General features: G+C 34.9%; 8 protein-coding genes. 2 read left to right on the top strand and 6 right to left on the bottom strand.

Translation table 11 applies throughout. From position 1 onward, the window contains the following. Positions 1 to 472 precede the first annotated feature (472 nt). From DMB65_RS02140 to DMB65_RS02125, 4 genes are all read right to left on the bottom strand, one after another. Positions 473 to 2,167, bottom strand: a complete 1,695-nt coding sequence (locus DMB65_RS02140; RefSeq protein ID WP_110305014.1) for an RHS repeat domain-containing protein — start codon at positions 2,165 to 2,167, stop codon at positions 473 to 475. A gap of 679 nt (positions 2,168 to 2,846) precedes the next feature. Next, positions 2,847 to 3,398, bottom strand: a complete 552-nt coding sequence (locus tag DMB65_RS02135) for a hypothetical protein (RefSeq protein ID WP_110305013.1) — start codon at positions 3,396 to 3,398, stop codon at positions 2,847 to 2,849. Continuing rightward, on the bottom strand, positions 3,385 to 4,905 hold the full coding sequence (locus DMB65_RS02130) for an RHS repeat-associated core domain-containing protein (RefSeq protein ID WP_110305012.1): 1,521 nt from the start codon (positions 4,903 to 4,905) through the stop codon (positions 3,385 to 3,387). Before DMB65_RS02130 ends, DMB65_RS02135 begins: the two co-directional genes overlap by 14 nt. A 313-nt stretch (positions 4,906 to 5,218) precedes the next feature. Then, a complete protein-coding gene (locus DMB65_RS02125; RefSeq protein ID WP_110305011.1) occupies positions 5,219 to 5,719 on the bottom strand; it encodes a hypothetical protein in 501 nt (166 codons plus the stop codon). 391 nt (positions 5,720 to 6,110) lie between these two features. Between DMB65_RS02125 and DMB65_RS02120 the strand changes: the two genes are divergently transcribed. Both DMB65_RS02120 and DMB65_RS02115 read left to right on the top strand, forming a co-directional pair. After that, positions 6,111 to 6,449 (top strand): helix-turn-helix domain-containing protein, encoded by a 339-nt coding sequence (locus tag DMB65_RS02120; RefSeq protein ID WP_110305010.1) that lies wholly within the window; start codon positions 6,111 to 6,113, stop codon positions 6,447 to 6,449. A 49-nt stretch (positions 6,450 to 6,498) separates the two neighbouring features. Then, entirely contained in the window at positions 6,499 to 7,020 is a 522-nt protein-coding gene (locus DMB65_RS02115) for a hypothetical protein (protein ID WP_110305009.1), read from the top strand. Here DMB65_RS02115 and DMB65_RS02110 read toward each other — a convergent pair whose 3' ends face one another. Continuing rightward, on the bottom strand, positions 7,021 to 7,398 hold the full coding sequence (locus tag DMB65_RS02110) for a hypothetical protein (RefSeq protein ID WP_110305008.1): 378 nt from the start codon (positions 7,396 to 7,398) through the stop codon (positions 7,021 to 7,023). It lies immediately after the preceding gene. Then, positions 7,398 to 19,847, bottom strand: a complete 12,450-nt coding sequence (locus DMB65_RS02105; RefSeq protein WP_123955241.1) for an RHS repeat-associated core domain-containing protein — start codon at positions 19,845 to 19,847, stop codon at positions 7,398 to 7,400. The genes DMB65_RS02110 and DMB65_RS02105 overlap by 1 nt, the downstream gene beginning before the upstream one ends. Between the last annotated feature and the right edge of the window lie 51 nt (positions 19,848 to 19,898).

Genomic DNA, 19,898 nt, shown 5'->3' with positions numbered 1-19,898 from the left:
TTACACGCAAACGCTACCTTTTGTCTTCTAATTTAAGTAGGTACTCGATGCAATCGAGCACCAGAATGACGGACAAACGAGCGCCAGTGGGAATGCAATTCTGCGCCAACGTACTGCTCTTAATATTATATATCTAGACCGTTCGGGTTATTTCCGTTGCGACGGGTGACAAAATAAAAAAACTATACCTAGGCTAATGAAATGAAAAAACATCATCTTATATACAAACTCGAACACAAAATAATTAATTATAATATCCGAAATAATGAAAATAAAAATAAGTTCAAATTTATTCTTAGAAAAAAATAAAGTCACAATTAATGGAATTAATGAAAGAAACAATTTAATATTGGACATAATAATATAAATTAAAATATATTTTCCATGAATATTGTTGACAATCATTTCAGCTAAGATTATCAATATTGTATTTATAAAAATTGAAAATAATATTATAAATAAAACTTTAAACTTATTCATTTGTTGAGCCCTTAACATTAAATTTAGTCCCTTTATAGCCGAAACCAATTCCGAAAATTTTGAATTTATATTGTTTTTCTGTGCTGTAATTCACACCTTTGGAATCTAAGTATTTTTTTGTATTATCCACATGTTGTTCATGTGATTTAAGATCTTCTACAAACTTTGATCCTGTTGCAAATTGGACATGAAAACTATTTTTATTTTCCATTGCAGATACCTCATAGTTTATAATTCCAATTAAAGACACTTTGTTTTTTTGAGCATAAGCAGTCATCTCTTTAAATTTAGCTAAGTCAATCTTAACCTTAGGATTACTTCCAAATTTTACAGCCATGATAGATGAGAGATTCTGAACATATTCTAAATACATTCCAGGACGTTCGTAAATTAAATCGGGGCGTAAACTAGTTTCGCTACCATCGCTTTCCTCTGCAAAAGCATGCTCTAAAGTGTACCCATCTTCTCCATACATACTTCCGTCTCCGTTTAATTTAGAATGAGCATAAGTATCTCCGTATCTATGTATAAGTCTTCCCATTTCTTCAATATCAAATCCATTTCCATTTAAGATACCCAAAGAAGTATTAAATTCTTCAACATCATGACTTCCTCCTGTTAAAGAATGAGTTCTTTGTTGATGGTTTGGATCTGCCCAAGTATAATTAAGAATTGCTTGATCACCATGTATCATAGTGTCCCATTTTTCTACATTATAAGCTAACTGTTCTGCTCTATAAGAATCCAAACCTATCATAAGTCCTATCATATATACAGTCCAATAATGCCCATCGGTTTCATAATTCCCGTCAGAATCTATAAATCTTAAAGGATTATCAAAAGCAAATCTATAAGGAGACCAATCGGGAGCTTTCATTCTCATTTTATCCACAGCAAACCATCTTCCAATTCTCGGGTCTAACATTCTTGCTCCAAAATCATAGCTATTTCCAATACCTTTCAATTCGTCATCTTTCTCCATACCATTAAACCCATATCTATAGCTATCACTAGAACCATGTCTATTAGGGACTAACTGTCCAAAAGGATAATAATCTGAATAACTAAGAACTTCAGGGTTAAAATACGCTAAAGCACCAGAAGCCAATGTTGGTATTTTCTTATCTGAAATTACCGAAAGTACATTTCCTAAATGGTTGGAAAGTTCGTATTGTTTATCTCCTGTCAAATTTACATAATTATTTAACACTATTGGTCGTGTTGCCGGATAAACAGTATTCGAATAATCAAGATAGTCCGGTATACCTTCATTATCGGTATCAAGCGTAACCCCGGTATTTGGATTTCCGTCTCCATCAGGGTTAGCTCCTTCTTCCCAGGTAGCATAACCATCGCCATCGTCATCAAAGTCCAAATAATTAGGTATGGTATCTTCCCTCATATTAGGATTCGGATTATTTTCGACCGGAGCATCTGTATTTAATGTAGTACCGGTATTAGGATTTCCGTCGCCATCAGGATTAGCTCCTTCATACATCGTAAGCACACCATCACCATCGTCATCATTGTCTAAATAATCAGGTACTAAATCTACAACCCATTTTCCGTATCTATCTGTAAAATGATCCGTATTAAGGGTGTTACCTGTATTGGGGTTTAAATCGCCATCGGGATTAACGCCTTCATATTTAGTATAAACTCCGTCACCATCATCGTCTTTATCCAAATAATCATAAATTCCATCCTGATCTGTATCCAGACCGATTCCCTGTGCATTTGTTCCTTCATATTTTGTTGCAACTTCATCGCCATCATCATCAATATCCAGATAGTTAATTACTCGCGTTGCAAACGCTACCTTTTGCCTTCTAATTTAAGTAGGTACTCGATGCAATCGAGCACCAGAATGACAAACAAACGAGCGCCAGTTGGATTGATGCTCACTGTTATATAACTACTTTGTAAAACCAAAAAAGCAACTCGTAACTGAGTTGCTTTTTTGGTTAATTACCCGCGTTGCAAACGCTATCTTTTGCCTTCTAATTTAAGTAGGTACTCGATGCAATCGAGCACCAGAGAACCCAGACAAACGAGCGCCAGTGGGTTTTATTAATCAAGCTAATGCTCGGACCGAGGGAACACCATGTCGAATTTTTATTCATTTTAGCACATTTAAGGCAATAATAAAACAAAAAAGATGAGCATCACTGCTCATCTTAAAATTATTTATTTCTAAAATTTGTTCAATTTTAATACGTTAGAAATGTAAAATCTCATATCACTAACTTTGAAACACTACCCTGCTCATCTTTAAATTATTTTTTACTGATATTTATTCTATTTCAATACGTTAGAAATCTAAAATCTTATATCACTAACTTTGAAACACTACCAAAATTTCTGCGCTATCGTTGCGTTGATATATCCGAGCCATCTGGGTCTCTCAGATTGTCCAGAGATTGTTTTAGATCATCTAAATAAATCTTATTTTCAGTATAATTATTTATTATTTTTTTTGCATTAGGGTTACCTTCATTATAAGCTTTCACTAGATAATTTAATGAAATTTTTCTAGTTTTTAAATCAAGATAGTTTAAATCTGGCATGTCTTGATTTACCTGTTTCTGAGTTTCACTTATAATTTTAAAAACCTGATAGCTTGCGTAATCATAATTCCATTTATTAGAAACCTGAATACTTATATTTAAAAAATCTAAATCTTCTTCATGATTTGAATAAACTCTAACCAGACTATCGTAAGCCTCTCTTTCAAATTTATTTATTAGTCTATCATAGGTCATTTTCTTGATGTAAATATTATGATTTTTGATTGTTTCAAAAGTTTCATTTTGGGTTGAGAAATAAATAAAATTTGTGTACCATTTCAAAAAGAAAATAAATGAAATTAAAACAAAAATTATCAATATTATTTTTTTTAATAAGTTAACTTTTTGCATTTTTCTTTGTTTTAGGTTCAGGATTACTAATAAAAAACTCTTTTACTATTTCAAAAAATGTTTTTTCAATTGGTTTATCCATAGTTTTTAAATCTATTTCTGTAGGTTGCCAATCATAAGGTTTTGTGTCTATTAATTTCCCTCCTTTATAAATGTTCCAAACTCCATATTTCACTTTACCACCTTGTCTTTTAGTAAAAACTTCAACTCTTCCTTTTACATCTCCAGTCTTTTTATCAGTACTAAGTAAATGATTTACATATTCAGTAGCTGCTATAAAAATTATATTCTCATTTCCTTCCTTTTTAGATAATTGTTGCATTACACCACCTTCATCACCTGTATTGCAAGCATATGATATAAAAGTGCCTCCTTCTTCTTTCATCTCTTTCCATTTATCAGAATGATATGATTGATTTAAAAATTTATCTAAACTTGGACAATATTCTTGAGTTTTATGCCCTCCCTTATCATATCCTTGTACGAAATCCGGGGCACCATGTGCAAATAATCTATAAGCTTTGTCATCAACTTTATTCATAATTGCTTGACAGTTTTTTGCTATTATTGCATCCTCTATACTTCTTTGAAATGGACTTGGTAAAAATAACTCATATTCTTCCATTCCTTCTAATTCAATTGCATGTATAAGTTTATTTCCACTAAAAATATATGGAGTATAATGGGGATATGCTTTTGCTAAAGGATCCACCGCAAAAAACCTCCCAATCCTAGGATCATGCATCCTAAAGGTATAATTCAAAGAATTCCCTTCACCTTTAATCTCGTTATCCATTTCCTGTCCCTGGAACCCATAACGATACGATTCAGACTTCCCATGTCGCGAAGGTACTAGCATTCCAAAAGGATAATAATCACTATAACTAAGAACTTCAGGATTAAAATACGCTAAAGCACCAGAAGACAACGATGGTATTTTCTTATCTGAAATTACCGAAAGTACATTTCCTAAATGGTTGGAAAGTTCGTATTGTTTATCTCCTGTCAAATTTACATAATTATTTAACACTATTGGTCGTGTTGCCGGATAAACAGTATTCGAATAATCAAGATAGTCCGGTATACCTTCATTATCGGTATCAAGCGTAACCCCGGTATTTGGATTTCCGTCTCCATCAGGGTTAGCTCCTTCTTCCCAGGTAGCATAACCATCGCCATCGTCATCAAAGTCCAAATAATTAGGTATTGTATCTTCCCTCATATTAGGATTCGGATTATTTTCGACCGGAGCATCTGTATTTAATGTAGTACCGGTATTAGGATTTCCGTCGCCATCAGGATTAGCTCCTTCATATATCGTAAGCACACCATCACCATCGTCATCATTGTTTAAATAATCAGGTACTAAATCTACAACCCATTTTCCGTATCTATCTGTAAAATGATCCGTATTAAGGGTGTTACCTGTATTGGGGTTTAAATCGCCATCGGGATTAACGCCTTCATATTTAGTATAAACTCCGTCACCATCATCGTCTTTATCCAAATAATCATAAATTCCATCCTGATCTGTATCCAGACCGATTCCCTGTGCATTTGTTCCTTCATATTTTGTTGCAACTTCATCGCCATCATCATCAATATCCAGATAGTTAATTACTCGCGTTGCAAACGCTACCTTTTGCCTTCTAATTTAAGTAGGTACTCGATGCAATCGAGCACCAGAATGACAAACAAACGAGCGCCAGTTGGATTGATGCTCACTGTTATATAACTACTTTGTAAAACCAAAAAAGCAACTCGTAACTGAGTTGCTTTTTTGGTTAATTACCCGCGTTGCAAACGCTATCTTTTGCCTTCTAATTTAAGTAGGTACTCGATGCAATCGAGCACCAGAGAACCCAGACAAACGAGCGCCAGTGGGTTTTATTTAAAAGGTCATAAGCATAATCAAAATCCTCAGATTTAACTCCCCCCTTATTGCTTAAACTCCACTTCATATCATCAATATAACCAACTCCAACTTTATATATATAATCTTTATGATCTTTACCTAGTTTTGAATAAGTACCATCTTTAACAATCTCTTTAAAAGTTTGAATCCAAACTTGTAAATGGTCAGTCCAAGGATCTGCACCTAACCCTTTAAAATGTTTATGTTCATGTTTCAAAACAGCAGTTGCAGAATAATAGTCACTATTCCCAATTCCCATTTTACCATTATACTCCTCATAAAAATCAGGATTAACAACGATAGAGCGGGGGGTTCCATTTCTAAAAAGTTCAATATAACAACCAATACCGTCCGGGTTTAAGGTTTTTTCTATTTTAAGTTTCTGTGCTGGCGAACTCGAATTCAAATCATCGGGAAAAACATTTCTGCGCTATCGTTGTGTCGATATACTAAAAGCTAATTTGGGAAGCAACTTTCTTAAAAACAAAAAAACAGACAAATTGCCTGTTTTTTCATAAACTTGTTTTATTCTCTTTGCGGGCACAGATTGCAAATCTGCGCTATCGTTGCGTTGATATATCCGAGCGATCGGGAGTTTGGTGTCGTAGATGTAATTGTTTGGGTTTGATGTGTTGAGATTTGACATAGTTTGTATAATTATTTATTATCTGCGTAATATTTTCAGCAATATTAGGTAATATTATACAACAAGTCAAGTATTATTTTATTTTTTTATTACAATAAATGATTACTTTTGCAGAACATCATACGATTAAGCCTTGTTTTTATTATATACTATGAAGTTTGGAGAAAAAATAACACAATTAAAAAAAGCTAAAAATCTTTCACAAATAGCCCTTGCAGAAGCAACTGGTATTTCAAGAGATGCGATTTCTAAATACGAACGTGGTGATGCTGTACCATCTGTAGAATATGCTAAACGTATTGCAGATGTTTTAGGTGTTTCTTTAGATTATTTGGCAGGAGAGGAAGACAAGGAAGAAGTTTTAGATAATGAAGCCGTAAAACGAATTAAAGAAATTCAAAAATTACCACTTTCTGAAAAAGAAAAAATATACTCCGTAATAGATGCCTTAATACGTGACCATAAAACTAAAAAAGCTTATTCTTCTTAATTATAAAAAGGATATAAGTAATATTTGTTAAAGTTTAAATAAATAAATTATGATTAAAAATCACATTACATTTCTGTTTATTATAGGTATATTAAATTTTTCTTTTGCCCAAAAAAATAATGAGATTGCATACATTAAAGCACACGACAGCATAAACAGAAAAGCTATTTTAAATATTGAAAATTCTTTACTTGTCAACACTAACACCTTGAATGTTAGTAAAACATTAATAATTGGTCCAAATTTTTGGGAAACAATAATTAAGAATGGACTTAATAGTAAGTTAACTGGTATAAATGTCAATTTTCATATACCAATAAGAAGAAAAATAATAGTAAAACAGGGAAGAGCATTTAAAAACTCCGAGGAGCATAATGATATTTGGAAATTTATTTGCCTAAATAACCAAAGTCACAAATTAAGAAAACCTAATAAAAAAGAATTAAATTATTACTGGTCAATAATATCTTATGATATTGAAGAGCCTATTTATGTAATAGAGTTTGACACATCAACTTATATTATAGATTTAGATGCTAATGGATGTGTGTTTTTTATAGAAAAAATATAATTATTTATCACAACATTCTTTTCGCAATTTTCTAGTAAATTTAGTTGCATATAGTGTGTATTCATTTCCGCTTTTAATAAGTTCTCCTTCTGCAATAAAATCATAACAAATTAGACACTCTTTTATACCAAAAGAAATATCTACCTCTTTATTATCTTTAAAGTATATTATTTTTATAGTTTTCCCTTTTAGATAAATATGATTATCATTTTTAACACTCAAAACAGACTTGACCTTATATTGGGCAGTGCAATCACCACAGGCATTCATTTGATAATTACAAAGAACTTGTACAACACCTTTCGATGATGTACAAGCTTGATTTAACAATACTAATAATATAGTAAAGATTAAAATAGTTTTGTTTTTTAAAAACATTATAGTTTAGTTTTTGAAGTGTATTCAGAAGATTCATAATCACTACCTTCTGCTTTCTTTTTATCTAAATAATGATTTATGACCTTTGCTTTTATTCTGCCTTTTATATTTGTGGTAAACAACACCTCACCATTATGATAAACAACCCTAGAACCGTGTCTATAATCTTGTTGTTTATTGGTTGTCTTTTCTCCATTAATTTTTGGATTAGCTTTTGTATTGTGTCCTATCACTACAGCTCTTTCTTTACCTCCTGCAAACAGCGCTTCAGAAATATTAGTTGCTATATTGTCAACAGCCAAAGTAGAACCCGCAGTATTACAACCGTGTATTTCTATTTTTGCATTGTCTGCAAATTTAGACACATTGATTGAATTTACAGTTCTTGTGTCATCTCCACCTCCCCAGCTTTGAACTGCTTTAACTGTTTTTGAGGCATATAAATTATTAGATTCTGTATCATCTTTAGGAATATCCCCAGCAGTCGAACCAGGTTTATTAGTTTCACCATTTTTCACCATATAAAGAGCATATTGTGAACCGTGAGTAAAAAAATCTATAGATTGTATAGAGCCATCTTTTTGATCATTAATCTTATCAACAACATATTTACCAGATTCAGCAAAATACATACTTGATTTCAGTCCATCTCCACCATAATCACTATTTACATTATGTGCAGCAAAATAAAACGAAGAATTATCCCCCGCCGTTCTAGCTCCACCATAAAATAATAACCTAACAGATGGTTTTGGTCCCTTTCCTTGACTATCCAAAAGATAAATAGGACTATTTGCAGCATAACAATATGGGCTCATAAAAGGATAAAGACTAAAATCAGGATCTTTTGTAAAAAATCTTCCTACTCTAGGGTCTAACATCCTCGCTCCAAAATCATAACTATTTCCTTCGCCTTTCAACTCATCGTCCTTTTCCTTTCCATTAAATCCGTAACGATAATCTTCAGACTTCCCATGTCGCGAAGGTACTAGCATTCCAAAAGGATAATAATCACTATAACTAAGAACTTCAGGATTAAAATACGCTAAAGCACCAGAAGACAACGATGGTATTTTCTTATCTGAAATTACCGAAAGTACATTTCCTAAATGGTTGGAAAGTTCGTATTGTTTATCTCCTGTCAAATTTACATAATTATTTAACACTATTGGTCGTGTTGCCGGATAAACAGTATTCGAATAATCAAGATAGTCCGGTATACCTTCATTATCGGTATCAAGCGTAACCCCGGTATTTGGATTTCCGTCTCCATCAGGGTTAGCTCCTTCTTCCCAGGTAGCATAACCATCGCCATCGTCATCAAAGTCCAAATAATTAGGTATGGCATCTTCCCTCATATTAGGATTCGGATTATTTTCGACCGGAGCATCTGTATTTAATGTAGTACCGGTATTAGGATTTCCGTCGCCATCAGGATTAGCTCCTTCATACATCGTAAGCACACCATCACCATCGTCATCATTGTCTAAATAATCAGGTACTAAATCTACAACCCATTTTCCGTATCTATCTGTGAAATGATCCGTATTAAGGGTGTTACCTGTATTGGGGTTTAAGTCGCCATCGGGATTAACGCCTTCATATTTAGTATAAACTCCGTCACCATCATCGTCTTTATCCAAATAATCATAAATTCCATCCTGATCTGTATCCCGACCGATTCCCTGTGCATTTGTTCCTTCATATTTTGTTGCAACTTCATCGCCATCATCATCAATATCGAGATAGTTAGGAATGCCATCGCCATCTGTATTTAATGATGTATTTACAATAGTAAAAGGTGTGAATTGATTTCTTATCACATTTGGCCCTTCCTTTATAGTAAGTACACCGTCGCCATCATCGTCGCTATCCTGATAATTAGGAATACCATCGCCATCTGTATCATCATTAGCAAGATCATTATCCTGATTTACATCTTCATTCATATCATAAATTCCATCGCCATCAGAATCGGTCTGACAAAGTCCTGAAAGTGACCTAACCACTGCTGGGGATACCGTCATAGCTGTTCCGGAAGCAGATACAGGTGCATTATCAGTAATGGTATTGCTGGTAGCATCATTAAAAGAAAATGATTGTACTGAAACGGGAGCCTCATACGGACTCATTGTATAATCAAAATAACACAGATCAAATGAAAGTGCATTTTTTGAATTGATTACTCCTCCCAATTTGTTTTGATTAATAATAGGATACGTAGTTGAAGAAGCAACCCAATCCGAATTAGTAATCGGCTGAGATTCATTATTAACCAAATAACTAAATACTTTGTCTTTAAAATTAGCATTAAAATTCAAATCAATCCCTTTGGAATATTCTGCCGCTGTTTTATAACCAGAAACAACGCTAAATTCTTTCAACGGATTAGTAGCTGTTCTTTGAGATAAATCTAACCTGGTTTGAAATCCTGAAGCTGTTTTATTTAATGTAATTAAAGCCTGATTTGTAATTTCCTGATTTGAGGTTACAGATCTATTAACTCTAAAACCATATATATAGCTATTATTGTTTACAAAAGTACATTTTAAGGTCGCTAATTGAGAAAGCCCAGATGCTGCCGTATACGTAGTCCAGACCCCCGAAGTATTATAATACCCTAAAGTTACTACTCCATTAACCCTGGCTATTTTCAAATTTATCCGATTAGTATTCGTTACAGACTGACTGTATAAAGTTGTTGCTGTACTACCTATAACACGTTCTAATTTATTTGTATGAGCTGTTGATGAAGTCCTTGTCATTGTAACTTTAAATCCATAAAAAACACCTCCAATAGTCATACCTACTGTATTTGATTTTGTAGCACTTTCATAAGGTACCTGATATTCTACAAAACCATTTTGGTTCTGGTTTAAAACTGTACCAAAATCAATAGTTTGGTTATTACAACCAGATCCTGATTTTGCATATAAATCTACTCCTTCTACTCCTGTCTGAATCACATTTATACAAGTTGTTCCGGCTGAAGTTGGTATTTGATAATTGGTATCAGCTGTAACTGGTGCCAAAGCTTTATATTCTAATTGTCCAATTGCATAAGTTCCATTCGCAATAGAAGTATCATTCAGCTTAAATTTTGTTTGCAAAGCAATGTTCATTTCGTTTGGCTTTGATAATAGAGTAGCACTATTAACCATTGGCCAAGTAGCAGTAGTACCTGAATTAAGATATAACGAATAATCACGAACAACTGATACAGGACCCGTAATTACTGATTGTGCCTGAACTTGCTGCATTTCACTTGATAAATCAGCTGTTGCTGTTTCCGTAACAGCCATTTTACTTGTACTTATTTTCTGAGTAGTCGCATTTGAAGATCGTTCGTATTGGTATATTGGCAAATTGGCTTCCTCCAGTCCTAATCGGCTGCTGCCAAAAAGATGGTGTTCTTTCAGGACATATTCAGACTCGTTGCTGTTGGCCTGTACCGGTGTAATTCGGGCTGTAAAGGTACTTCCCTGAGCTGCCGTGAAATTTTTAAGCGTGATGGAATTCCCCGCTTCCAGAGTTAAATTCCCGTTTTTACCCACACTGGAATTACTGCCATCACTAGTAGCATAAATGTTGTTAATAGCACGTTTTACTGCTACAGCATTAATGTTGTAGTTGTTAAGGTTCAGGTCGTTTTGCAGCGTTCCTTCTTTAGCTTTGTATTTTTCTTCATACACGCCCAGTACATTGCCTTGTGCATCACGGGTGTAATGGGTACGGGTTACATCAAGTCCGCGTTGTACACGTTTGGCTATTCGATTGCCCAGTCCATCGTATTCAAAGTCAATAGTAATTCCTATTTTACTATTCGTCACTTTTTTGACTTTGCCATCTACACGCCAATCAATAATCAGACCTTCATTTTTGTCCTCTATCAATTGCCCTATAGCATCGTAAATATAATTGTGAGTATCAGGATTAGATTCATTATAAGCCGCTTTTTCATTTAGATTCTGCTTGATATCAATACCTGTTTCGGTAAATATATCATTGGCAATATCAAAAACATTGGTTAGTTTGTTGGTCCCTGACTTATATTTATAGGTAAAGTTGTCCATCTCCGGATTTTTCAAAGTTGGGGTTCTTGAGTTTGGATAAACACCGGGTGCCGTATTTCTCATCGTTAGCAAATTCCCGTTTCTATCGTAAGAATAGCTGGACTCATAACTTTTGGAAGCCTCCATTGTCAAAGCATCAAAAGCCTGAGAAGTCATCGATTTGATACGATTAAGCTGATCGTAACTGTAATTGTTCTTTTGAATAGCAAGCAGCTGATCGCCTCCTTTGCGAATAGCTGTTGTCATTTGCTTAATATTCCCGTTGTATAAATCCTGAAGGGTAGCTCCCGTTGCGTTACGGCTTACCATTAAAGGTTTAAATGCATCAGTATCTGTATCGCCGTAAATAGCATTGTAATCGTGGTCATAATAGCTTAATGAATAACCAAAAGCATCTTTGGTTTTGGTCGTTCCATTGAGTGAGCCGTCCTGCCCCAAATCATTAGTACTATTTGCTAAGTTTTCGCCATTTACTGTTTTAAGCCATCCCTGCAAAGTATAGGCGTAATCGATTCCCTGCACTTTTTTGTCTCCTAATTCTACTCTGGCTAATGGTCCGTGTGGATAATACTGATAACTGGCATCTTTTTCCCAAAGTACCCCATTGGCAGAGGTTTCTACATTTACAATGCGGTTATCAGCATCATAGTTGTAGCGGTGTATAAACTGATCCGGTCTGTTTGGCTGGAATTTAACCGTGTTGACATTACCGCTAATTAAATCGTAATCGTAAACAATACGTTTTAAGTGCGCCTCGCAATCGTTTAGTTGTCCTGTAGCAGCGTTAATAACCGTTTCCTGACAATTTTCATCTTTTAAAGCGGTATAATAATTCACAATTTCCTTTACATTTCCATGAACATCATAGTTGTAAAGAATAGCATTGTCAAAAACTAACGGATTGCTGTAATTTTCGTGATAAAAAATACCGGTTACCCTATTGCGGTTGTTGTAAGCAGGATTGAAGCCCGGTGTTGTATTGGTTGTAAATAAATAAGAAGCTAGTACATCTGTTTCTACCTCCGGGTCTTCATCATAAATCGTTCTGGTAACCTGATTTTTAGGTAAATTAGAATCAAAGCTGTCTACTATTCCGTATGGTTCATCATTTTCATCCGGATGAGGACTGCGCACTAATCTTCCTTCAGGAGATATGCTATAACTTACAGACTGGGATGGGTTATTTGTATTCACTACAGAACTTTCTATTTCCCCGGCCTCCTTGATCCTGCCCAAGCTATCATAATTGGTGTAGCTCATTTTAGCAATACCAGAAGTTAGCTGTTTATTATTTTGAGAAGCGATAATCCTGCCCAGTTGATCATAAGCAAAACGGGTTACGCCACCATCAGGAGTACTCTGCCAGACCAATTGGTTTAATGAATTGTAACCATACTGCGTTTTGAGTTTATGCCCAGGTAGTAAATTTCCATTCTCACTCATAGCCGGGTTAAGTGGATCTGCTGCCGCTTTGTGAGCTTCAATGAGGGCATTCTTAGTTGTAATCTCTGCCGGTGAAAAGCGTTTTACTCCTTCCGGGGGAACGGTCTGGGTAAGATTTCCTGCCTGATCGTAATAATAAAGAGTGTATTGGTATTCCTGATCATAGTACGTCATGTCAAGAGTCTCAACGACATCAGACATCGCTTTTTTGATATAAGATGCTATAAATTCTTTACGCTTCTCCTGTAGCCAATTATTAAAGTTGTCTGCTGAGAAAGCTTCTGCAATATTTTTAACCAGTTTTTCACAAGTAGATTCTGTTTCTTCCGGTAAAGCAGGGGAAACAGATGAGCTTAATGCTGCCGGAGGGCAAACTTTGCCTGTATTGTCTGGTCTAAAAACAGTTTCTACCCATTCATTCCAGTTGAGTATATCAGGATTTGCCTCATTGTTTACTACTTTATTTTCGTCATAATATTTTTTGTATTGGTCTATTACGGCATTGATTCCGTTAAAACCATAATGCAAATACGTATCTCCAAATTCTGCAAGCGTTCTGAAACGGATGTCATAAAGCTTTTTTACCTGTAATTTTTCAAGATAATACAAATAACTATCTGAAATGTATTGGTAGTTGTTACTGCAAAAATTATCAAGGGTAGATTGTGCTACTGTATAGTCTTCTATAAGTCCCCCCATTTTACTTAAAAATGCTGCTTTTTTACTATCGCAGGCTACCGGAATTACGGTTTGCGGGATACAGGTGGAGCAGGATTCTGTTGAGGAAGCGGAAGCCATACGAGCGGTAGTACCGTTTGCATTTGTAACTGTAATTACTCCGGAAGCATCTATAGCATACATTGTAGAATCATCTGTTGACGAAGAGGCTGATTTTCTTGATGTTGATGATGAAGATGAAGGGTATGAACTTATAAAATTACAAAAACCACGATCTGCTCCAGCTCCATATTCATTCGTAGCTGCAAAATTATTCAGATGAATAGTTTTAATTATTTCTTGTTCATTTAAGTCGGTAAAACTTATTTTTGCTTCAAAATTTCCAATTACATCTATTTGGTTTATAGTTTTTGTATATGATGGTAACTCTATAACCATAAAACCGTTAAAAGAATTTTGATCGTTATAAAATGTCAATTGTAGTTGATTACCTGCATTATAGCCATATATACTATATTTAGTCAACTGAATAGGAGTGTTCAGAGAATTTGGATCAATACTTATTTCATATTCTCTTCTTCCTTTGAAATGTTCAACTAAACTTGATTCGTTAATAAAACGCATCATTACAGGATTATCCGCACTATTTAAAATTGTATTATTAGTATATCCAGTAGTAATTATTTGATTTAAAACATCTTTCAAATTAGTTTCATATATCACTTCCGACTCAGTATTACCTGTACAAGCACTAACGGCAACATACGGAAGAGGAGCCAGGAAATCACAAAAATCTACTGCTAATGAATAACAAGACATATCATTTACCACAATATAATTACTAACAGCAACATCAACGCATTTTATACTTTTTGAATCATAATTAGTATTAACAATTTTATTTGCTACAATATCAATTTTATTAAAAAAAGTAGATTTTTCATATGTACCATCAGCAGCAGTTAAATAATGTACTCTTAATCTAAAGTGTCCCTGGTCTTCTTGATTTTCATTGTAAAAAGATACAGAAATTGAATCATCAACATCTTTTGTTAATCGAAATTTATACAGTTTTACATTACCCTTAGCCATACAGCTTGCTGACTGATCCCTGTCTTTCAGGACCTGAAAATGTTCTGTTAAATGTGCATTGGCAATCAAATTAGCCATATGAGGATAATCACTACAAATTCTATATGGAGTTAGTAAATTCCCATACTCATCATAAGAAGCCGGATCAGACAAAATCTGATTAATCACATTTTTTACTCCAATTTCAAATGCAATTTCATCAGCAGTGTTAGCACATACACTAACATTTGGAGCTGGCGAACAAGTAGGTAAATTTTGACAGATATCCCCAATACCATCTTTATTAATATCCAATTGGTCTGTATTAGCAGTAGTAGGACAATTGTCCAAATCATCTAATACGCCATCATGATCGCTGTCGTTTGCCCACGGGTTTTGTATAGGACAGCAGTTAAAGTTGAGTACTGGGGTATAAAAATCACCTCCTACTGACACCTTTTTCCCTGCTGCAATTGTACCACCGGAAAGTGTAAAGCTAAAACTGTCTGAATCCTTAAAGTTTACAGCGTCAAAATTAGAAAAATTTAAGCCTTTTAGTCCTGATGCATTGTCCGGATAAGAAGTCCAGATTCTTGAAATCTCTACCGTACTTCCTGCCACTGTTTTCTCTAAAATAAACCCGGTAGCCACTCCTTCTGACTCACTTCTCCAGGTAGTCGAGGCATCTTGTCCAAAATATTCTGCTAAATAGGAGCTTGTATAGCCAGGGTAGCTGCTCAAATTTACTGCGGTAGTGCTAAAAAGTGTTCCTTTCTTTTTAAGTTCATTCAATAAGCCCTGAAATGCTTTTTCAAACTTCGCCCTTTTATTACATCCTATTCCCTGATCGTTACTTGCTGCATTAGGATCCAGAGCTTCTCCAACAGTTGCCCCAATACCACATTCGCCTATTGGTGCACAAGTTTCTCCGTTTAGCACAATCTCATTCAAAACAGCATCATTGCCAACAGCCCCTATTTGAGCAACTATTGAGTATCTGAATTTTTTTGTGGAAGGTTTTGAGCTTGAAACATCATAATATACCTGCTTTAGATTTTTTATATTCCAGGCAGAACCATAATTTGCCCAGGTGTACCCCCCCGTAACAGGAAGTTCGATTGTTATGGGACAAGTGTCAAATCCTCCTCCTGTTGTTGGATAAAAATTCATGTTCAGCGTATTTCCGGAGAATGTTGTCTTTATATTCAGCGGTTTTAATCCGGCAGTAAATAATTCTGCTACGGTCAGGCTTCCGGTAGCAACCATGAGTTTTTCCATCAATGCCTTGGTCAGGTATTGTCTGTTAAACGAAACATTATTCAAAGACGTTGGGGAAGGATAAGTAATTTTATCTTTGAAAAACCCATTTAAAAGCATTTCTAAATCTAATAATAGAGGACAGTTTCCTGTTTGTGCATAATATTCAAAGTGTGCTGATTTGACTAAATTATCTGACGCAACCTGAGGATCAATACTCGAATTGTATCCAAAATCGGCCGGAAGGTAGTTTTTTTGTTTGGTCTGATATAAACTTGCACTGCTGCTTTCGCATAAAGAACCTGTAGTGGTGGTATTGCTCTGAATGTATGTCGCAAGTGTACTTTTTTGAGGAAAATTATCGGTCAAAACATCGGTTATTCTCGCAGATCCTTCTCCAGTACCGATACAGCCATTATATGTTTTTGCTTTCATTGCATATATATTCATAAATATATGCTTGATTTTATTTTTTAATCCAATGTAAAGCGCTTTGTAAGCATTCCATACTTCATTTTTTTGAACAGGGTCACTCAACGTTACATTGGTCAGATTACATTCAGAAAAAGAGTTGCATAACACGCCCTGCAATGCAGCCTGATACATAGTCAAGTTATTGTTGTTCTGTCCGATATAACTGCTGTTTATAGCCTGATACATGATGCTTCCGGAACCTACTCTCATATTGTAAAGGGCAGTGTCCTCAAAAGGTGATGCTAATTGAACCTGCTGAAAATAAGGATCCTTAGAATAAATTTGTAATTTCCCCAAATTTCCTGCACTATCGAAATCAATAAGTCCCTTAGTATTCGCTTCAGCATAGGTCGTAATATTCATCAAATAAGAATCATAGCCATCAGAAGATAAAGGGGTTTCAGGAATTCCTGAGATATTGAAATTATTTGTTCTTTTGCATATCTCACGAGTGTATTCTAAATACTTATATTCCGGATGATAAGGCAATAAGGATTGTGCCCAGCTGTCGTCCCAGTTTGCTATAAAATCCTTTACATTGGATAAATTCTCGGGTTTAACCTGCCAAATATCACTACCATCAGGATTTTGAACAGTACTAAAACTACCGTCAGCATTTTTAACAGTCTTAAGTACCGGATTAACATCAACTCTGGGATTACACAAGAATGGCGTTTTAGTCCTATCAATTACTTCAACGGTAATAAATGACTCAACTCCCTCAATTGTGTATGGCGTTATTGGGTGCTTCCAGTCATTTTGTGTGGTATCACCATTATAAAAAAGACCTCCATTTGAATTAAAGATACTTAACTTATCAAAATTGGGGTTAGGAACCGGATTGCCATTTGCATCTAATGTTTCAACTCCATTTTCATCAGTTATATTGGCATTTGTCGCCCCATATTGTCCATTGGGCCTCAAATCGGATACCAGTAAATTTTCATTCATTTGACAAGCTGTCTCAAATTCTATGGATGTGGGATTACATATTGTCGCGCATTCTTTATTCAGCAAATCCCATTCTCTAACAAAACGTGTCTTTAAACCATTTACATCTGAAGGCTGTATTAAGTTACCTTCTAAATCTGTATAATCATCATTTAATAATGCATTTATCGTACTTCCTGTTTCTGATACGGTAACTTTACTGTTTTGCTCGTCTACTTTACCATATAGATTGTCAAAAGCTTTTTGAACATAAGATACTTTAGTTCCTATACTCGTCATACAAGTCTCACAAGTTGTATTACAATCATAAGCTAACTGAGCATTAGGTGCCAATCCAAATGTTGGATCTGCCGGATCAATATAACATCCGGATCCTGGTGTTTTCAGTTTTTTTATGTAATGATCCGCATAGTCATTTAATGCTTTTTCATTTACTTTTATTTCTTTTCTCAGACTGTAACTACCTGTATCTAAAGTCGCTTTTGGCTTTACAGCCGGCAGAACGGCAGGGATGTTTGTACCCGAGAAACTAGTTGTTCCAACTGTTGCAGCAATAGGCGCAACTAATTTTTCAATACCGCAATTATCTTTCAGGCTTAATTTAACATCATACACAAAAGGATATAAGCCTGTTGAGCAATAAAAAGGAGAAAACGAACTTGTCTGATTTAAACTATATTCAAACTCATATGCTGACCCGTTGTTTGACACTTCTATTGATTTAGAAAGAGCCAGCACATCATTATTCAAAGGATATTTTCCTGTAGCTTGTAAAATGTTATTATCCTTTGTTGTATCTGTGTCGGCAGGTGTAATTTTATTGAGTAAATCTGCTGTAGTACTACCATGACCATTTTCTGTGGTATCTGTATTTTCTTCAAGTAAACCACTCAGGTTGACTGGAGATTTTCCGGATAATGCAGTCGCTATAGTACGGCCTTGTGGATCTAAATAGCTTACTGATACCTGCTTGTTAGGATCGATAACCATATTTTTTTTGTAATGAGAAGCTTCCCCGACACTATAGCCAAACAATCTATGCAATTCTGGTGCTGTAGGTGTTGTATATAAATATTTCATTTCATGGCCTGTGCCTAACTGATGCTCCGGCCCTACTCCTCCCTTTCTGGATACTCTGCCTGTATTATCAGGTGTGTATTCTATTTGTGAAAAGGGATATAATTTCGCATCCGGTACATACGCCTGATTGGTTCTCAATGAAAAATCGGCGAATCCCGATGGAGAATAGTACCTGCTCGATCCTGAATTTTCGGACATTCCGGAAATAGTACTGACACAATTTCCTTCGTCAAGATCAAAATCTTTGAAAGAATACAATTTGTTTTGATTGTTTAAATTGTAATTTTTAAAATAATGAATAGTAGCGTCTTTATTTGGTGCAGGCAATATTTCAACAGCCGGTCTTCCCTGCGCATCATAAATAACCTCTCCTACAATGGTCGTATTATCCGTATTTATTTTGGTTACTGTCTGGCGATTTCTTAGGGAACCGTCAAAATAACTTACGACTTCTTTTTTCTTTCCGTCTTCGGCATAGCTCGCCTGAAATTGCCAGTTTTTACCTGCTTCATGCTCAGAAACGACACTTTGATGCGGCCAGTCGGCTATAGTCGTTTTTAAACTTGTTCCTGAACTCCAGTTACCATAGTATTTTACAGACTCTGTGTTTCTGCTTATGCCCCGCACCCTGTATATCAAATACCCGTTACCGTAGATAAGAGGTATTTCAAAAGTATTTTTAGAGGTTATGATGCGTGTATTATTCAATTCAAAATCACGCTCTGAAAACGGAATTTGATCCCCAGGTAAAGGTGTCGTTATATTTTCATTACTATAATTATCAATCCAAGTCCATTCTAATTCATATTCTAAAGCACCCGGTAAACTTTCCCAATTTAAGCTAATTGAACTTGCTGGAGCATTAATTGCGCCTATCGGATTAAGCAATTGTTCTGAAACTGTATAATATCTCCTTGCTTTGAAACCCATATTAACAAAGGCATTATTGGGAACTATACTAACATTATTTGTATTCAGTGCTGAATAGGAAAGCAACTGTACCTTAATACCAAATCTGTTTTCAATTTTTAAATAGCTTAAATCATGAAAGTTTGTACCTCCGCTGTTAGCCGGATTAGGATTGTAGTTTACTGTCAATTCTTTATCAAAAGAAGTATCATCAGTACCATCCTGCTTTACAGGAGTAATTCTAAATGTAGCTTTCAATGTATAAGTCACATAAGGTGCCAGATTGTTATCAATATTTAATGATAAGTAGCAATAAGTACCTAAGTTATTTTGATTTGGAAAACTAGCCTCTGAATCAAAAACAGAAACGGGAGCAGTACCAAAAGCAGTAATCGCTGTGGGCGTAAAATTAGTATACTCTTTTTCCTGTACTTGCGCACTGAGAATCATTGTAAAAAACAATAACCCAATTAAACTTATTTTTTTACTTAACACATTCAATGATAGCTTCATATTATAATGATAACGTGATTAACTTATATGTTTTAAACCCGCAAAAGGCTT

It is taken from the genome of Flavobacterium cheongpyeongense (assembly GCF_003202435.1).
GTDB lineage: Bacteria > Bacteroidota > Bacteroidia > Flavobacteriales > Flavobacteriaceae > Flavobacterium > Flavobacterium cheongpyeongense.
Note: the sequence above shows the minus strand (reverse complement) of the source record. Positions and strands in the feature narration are given on the sequence as shown.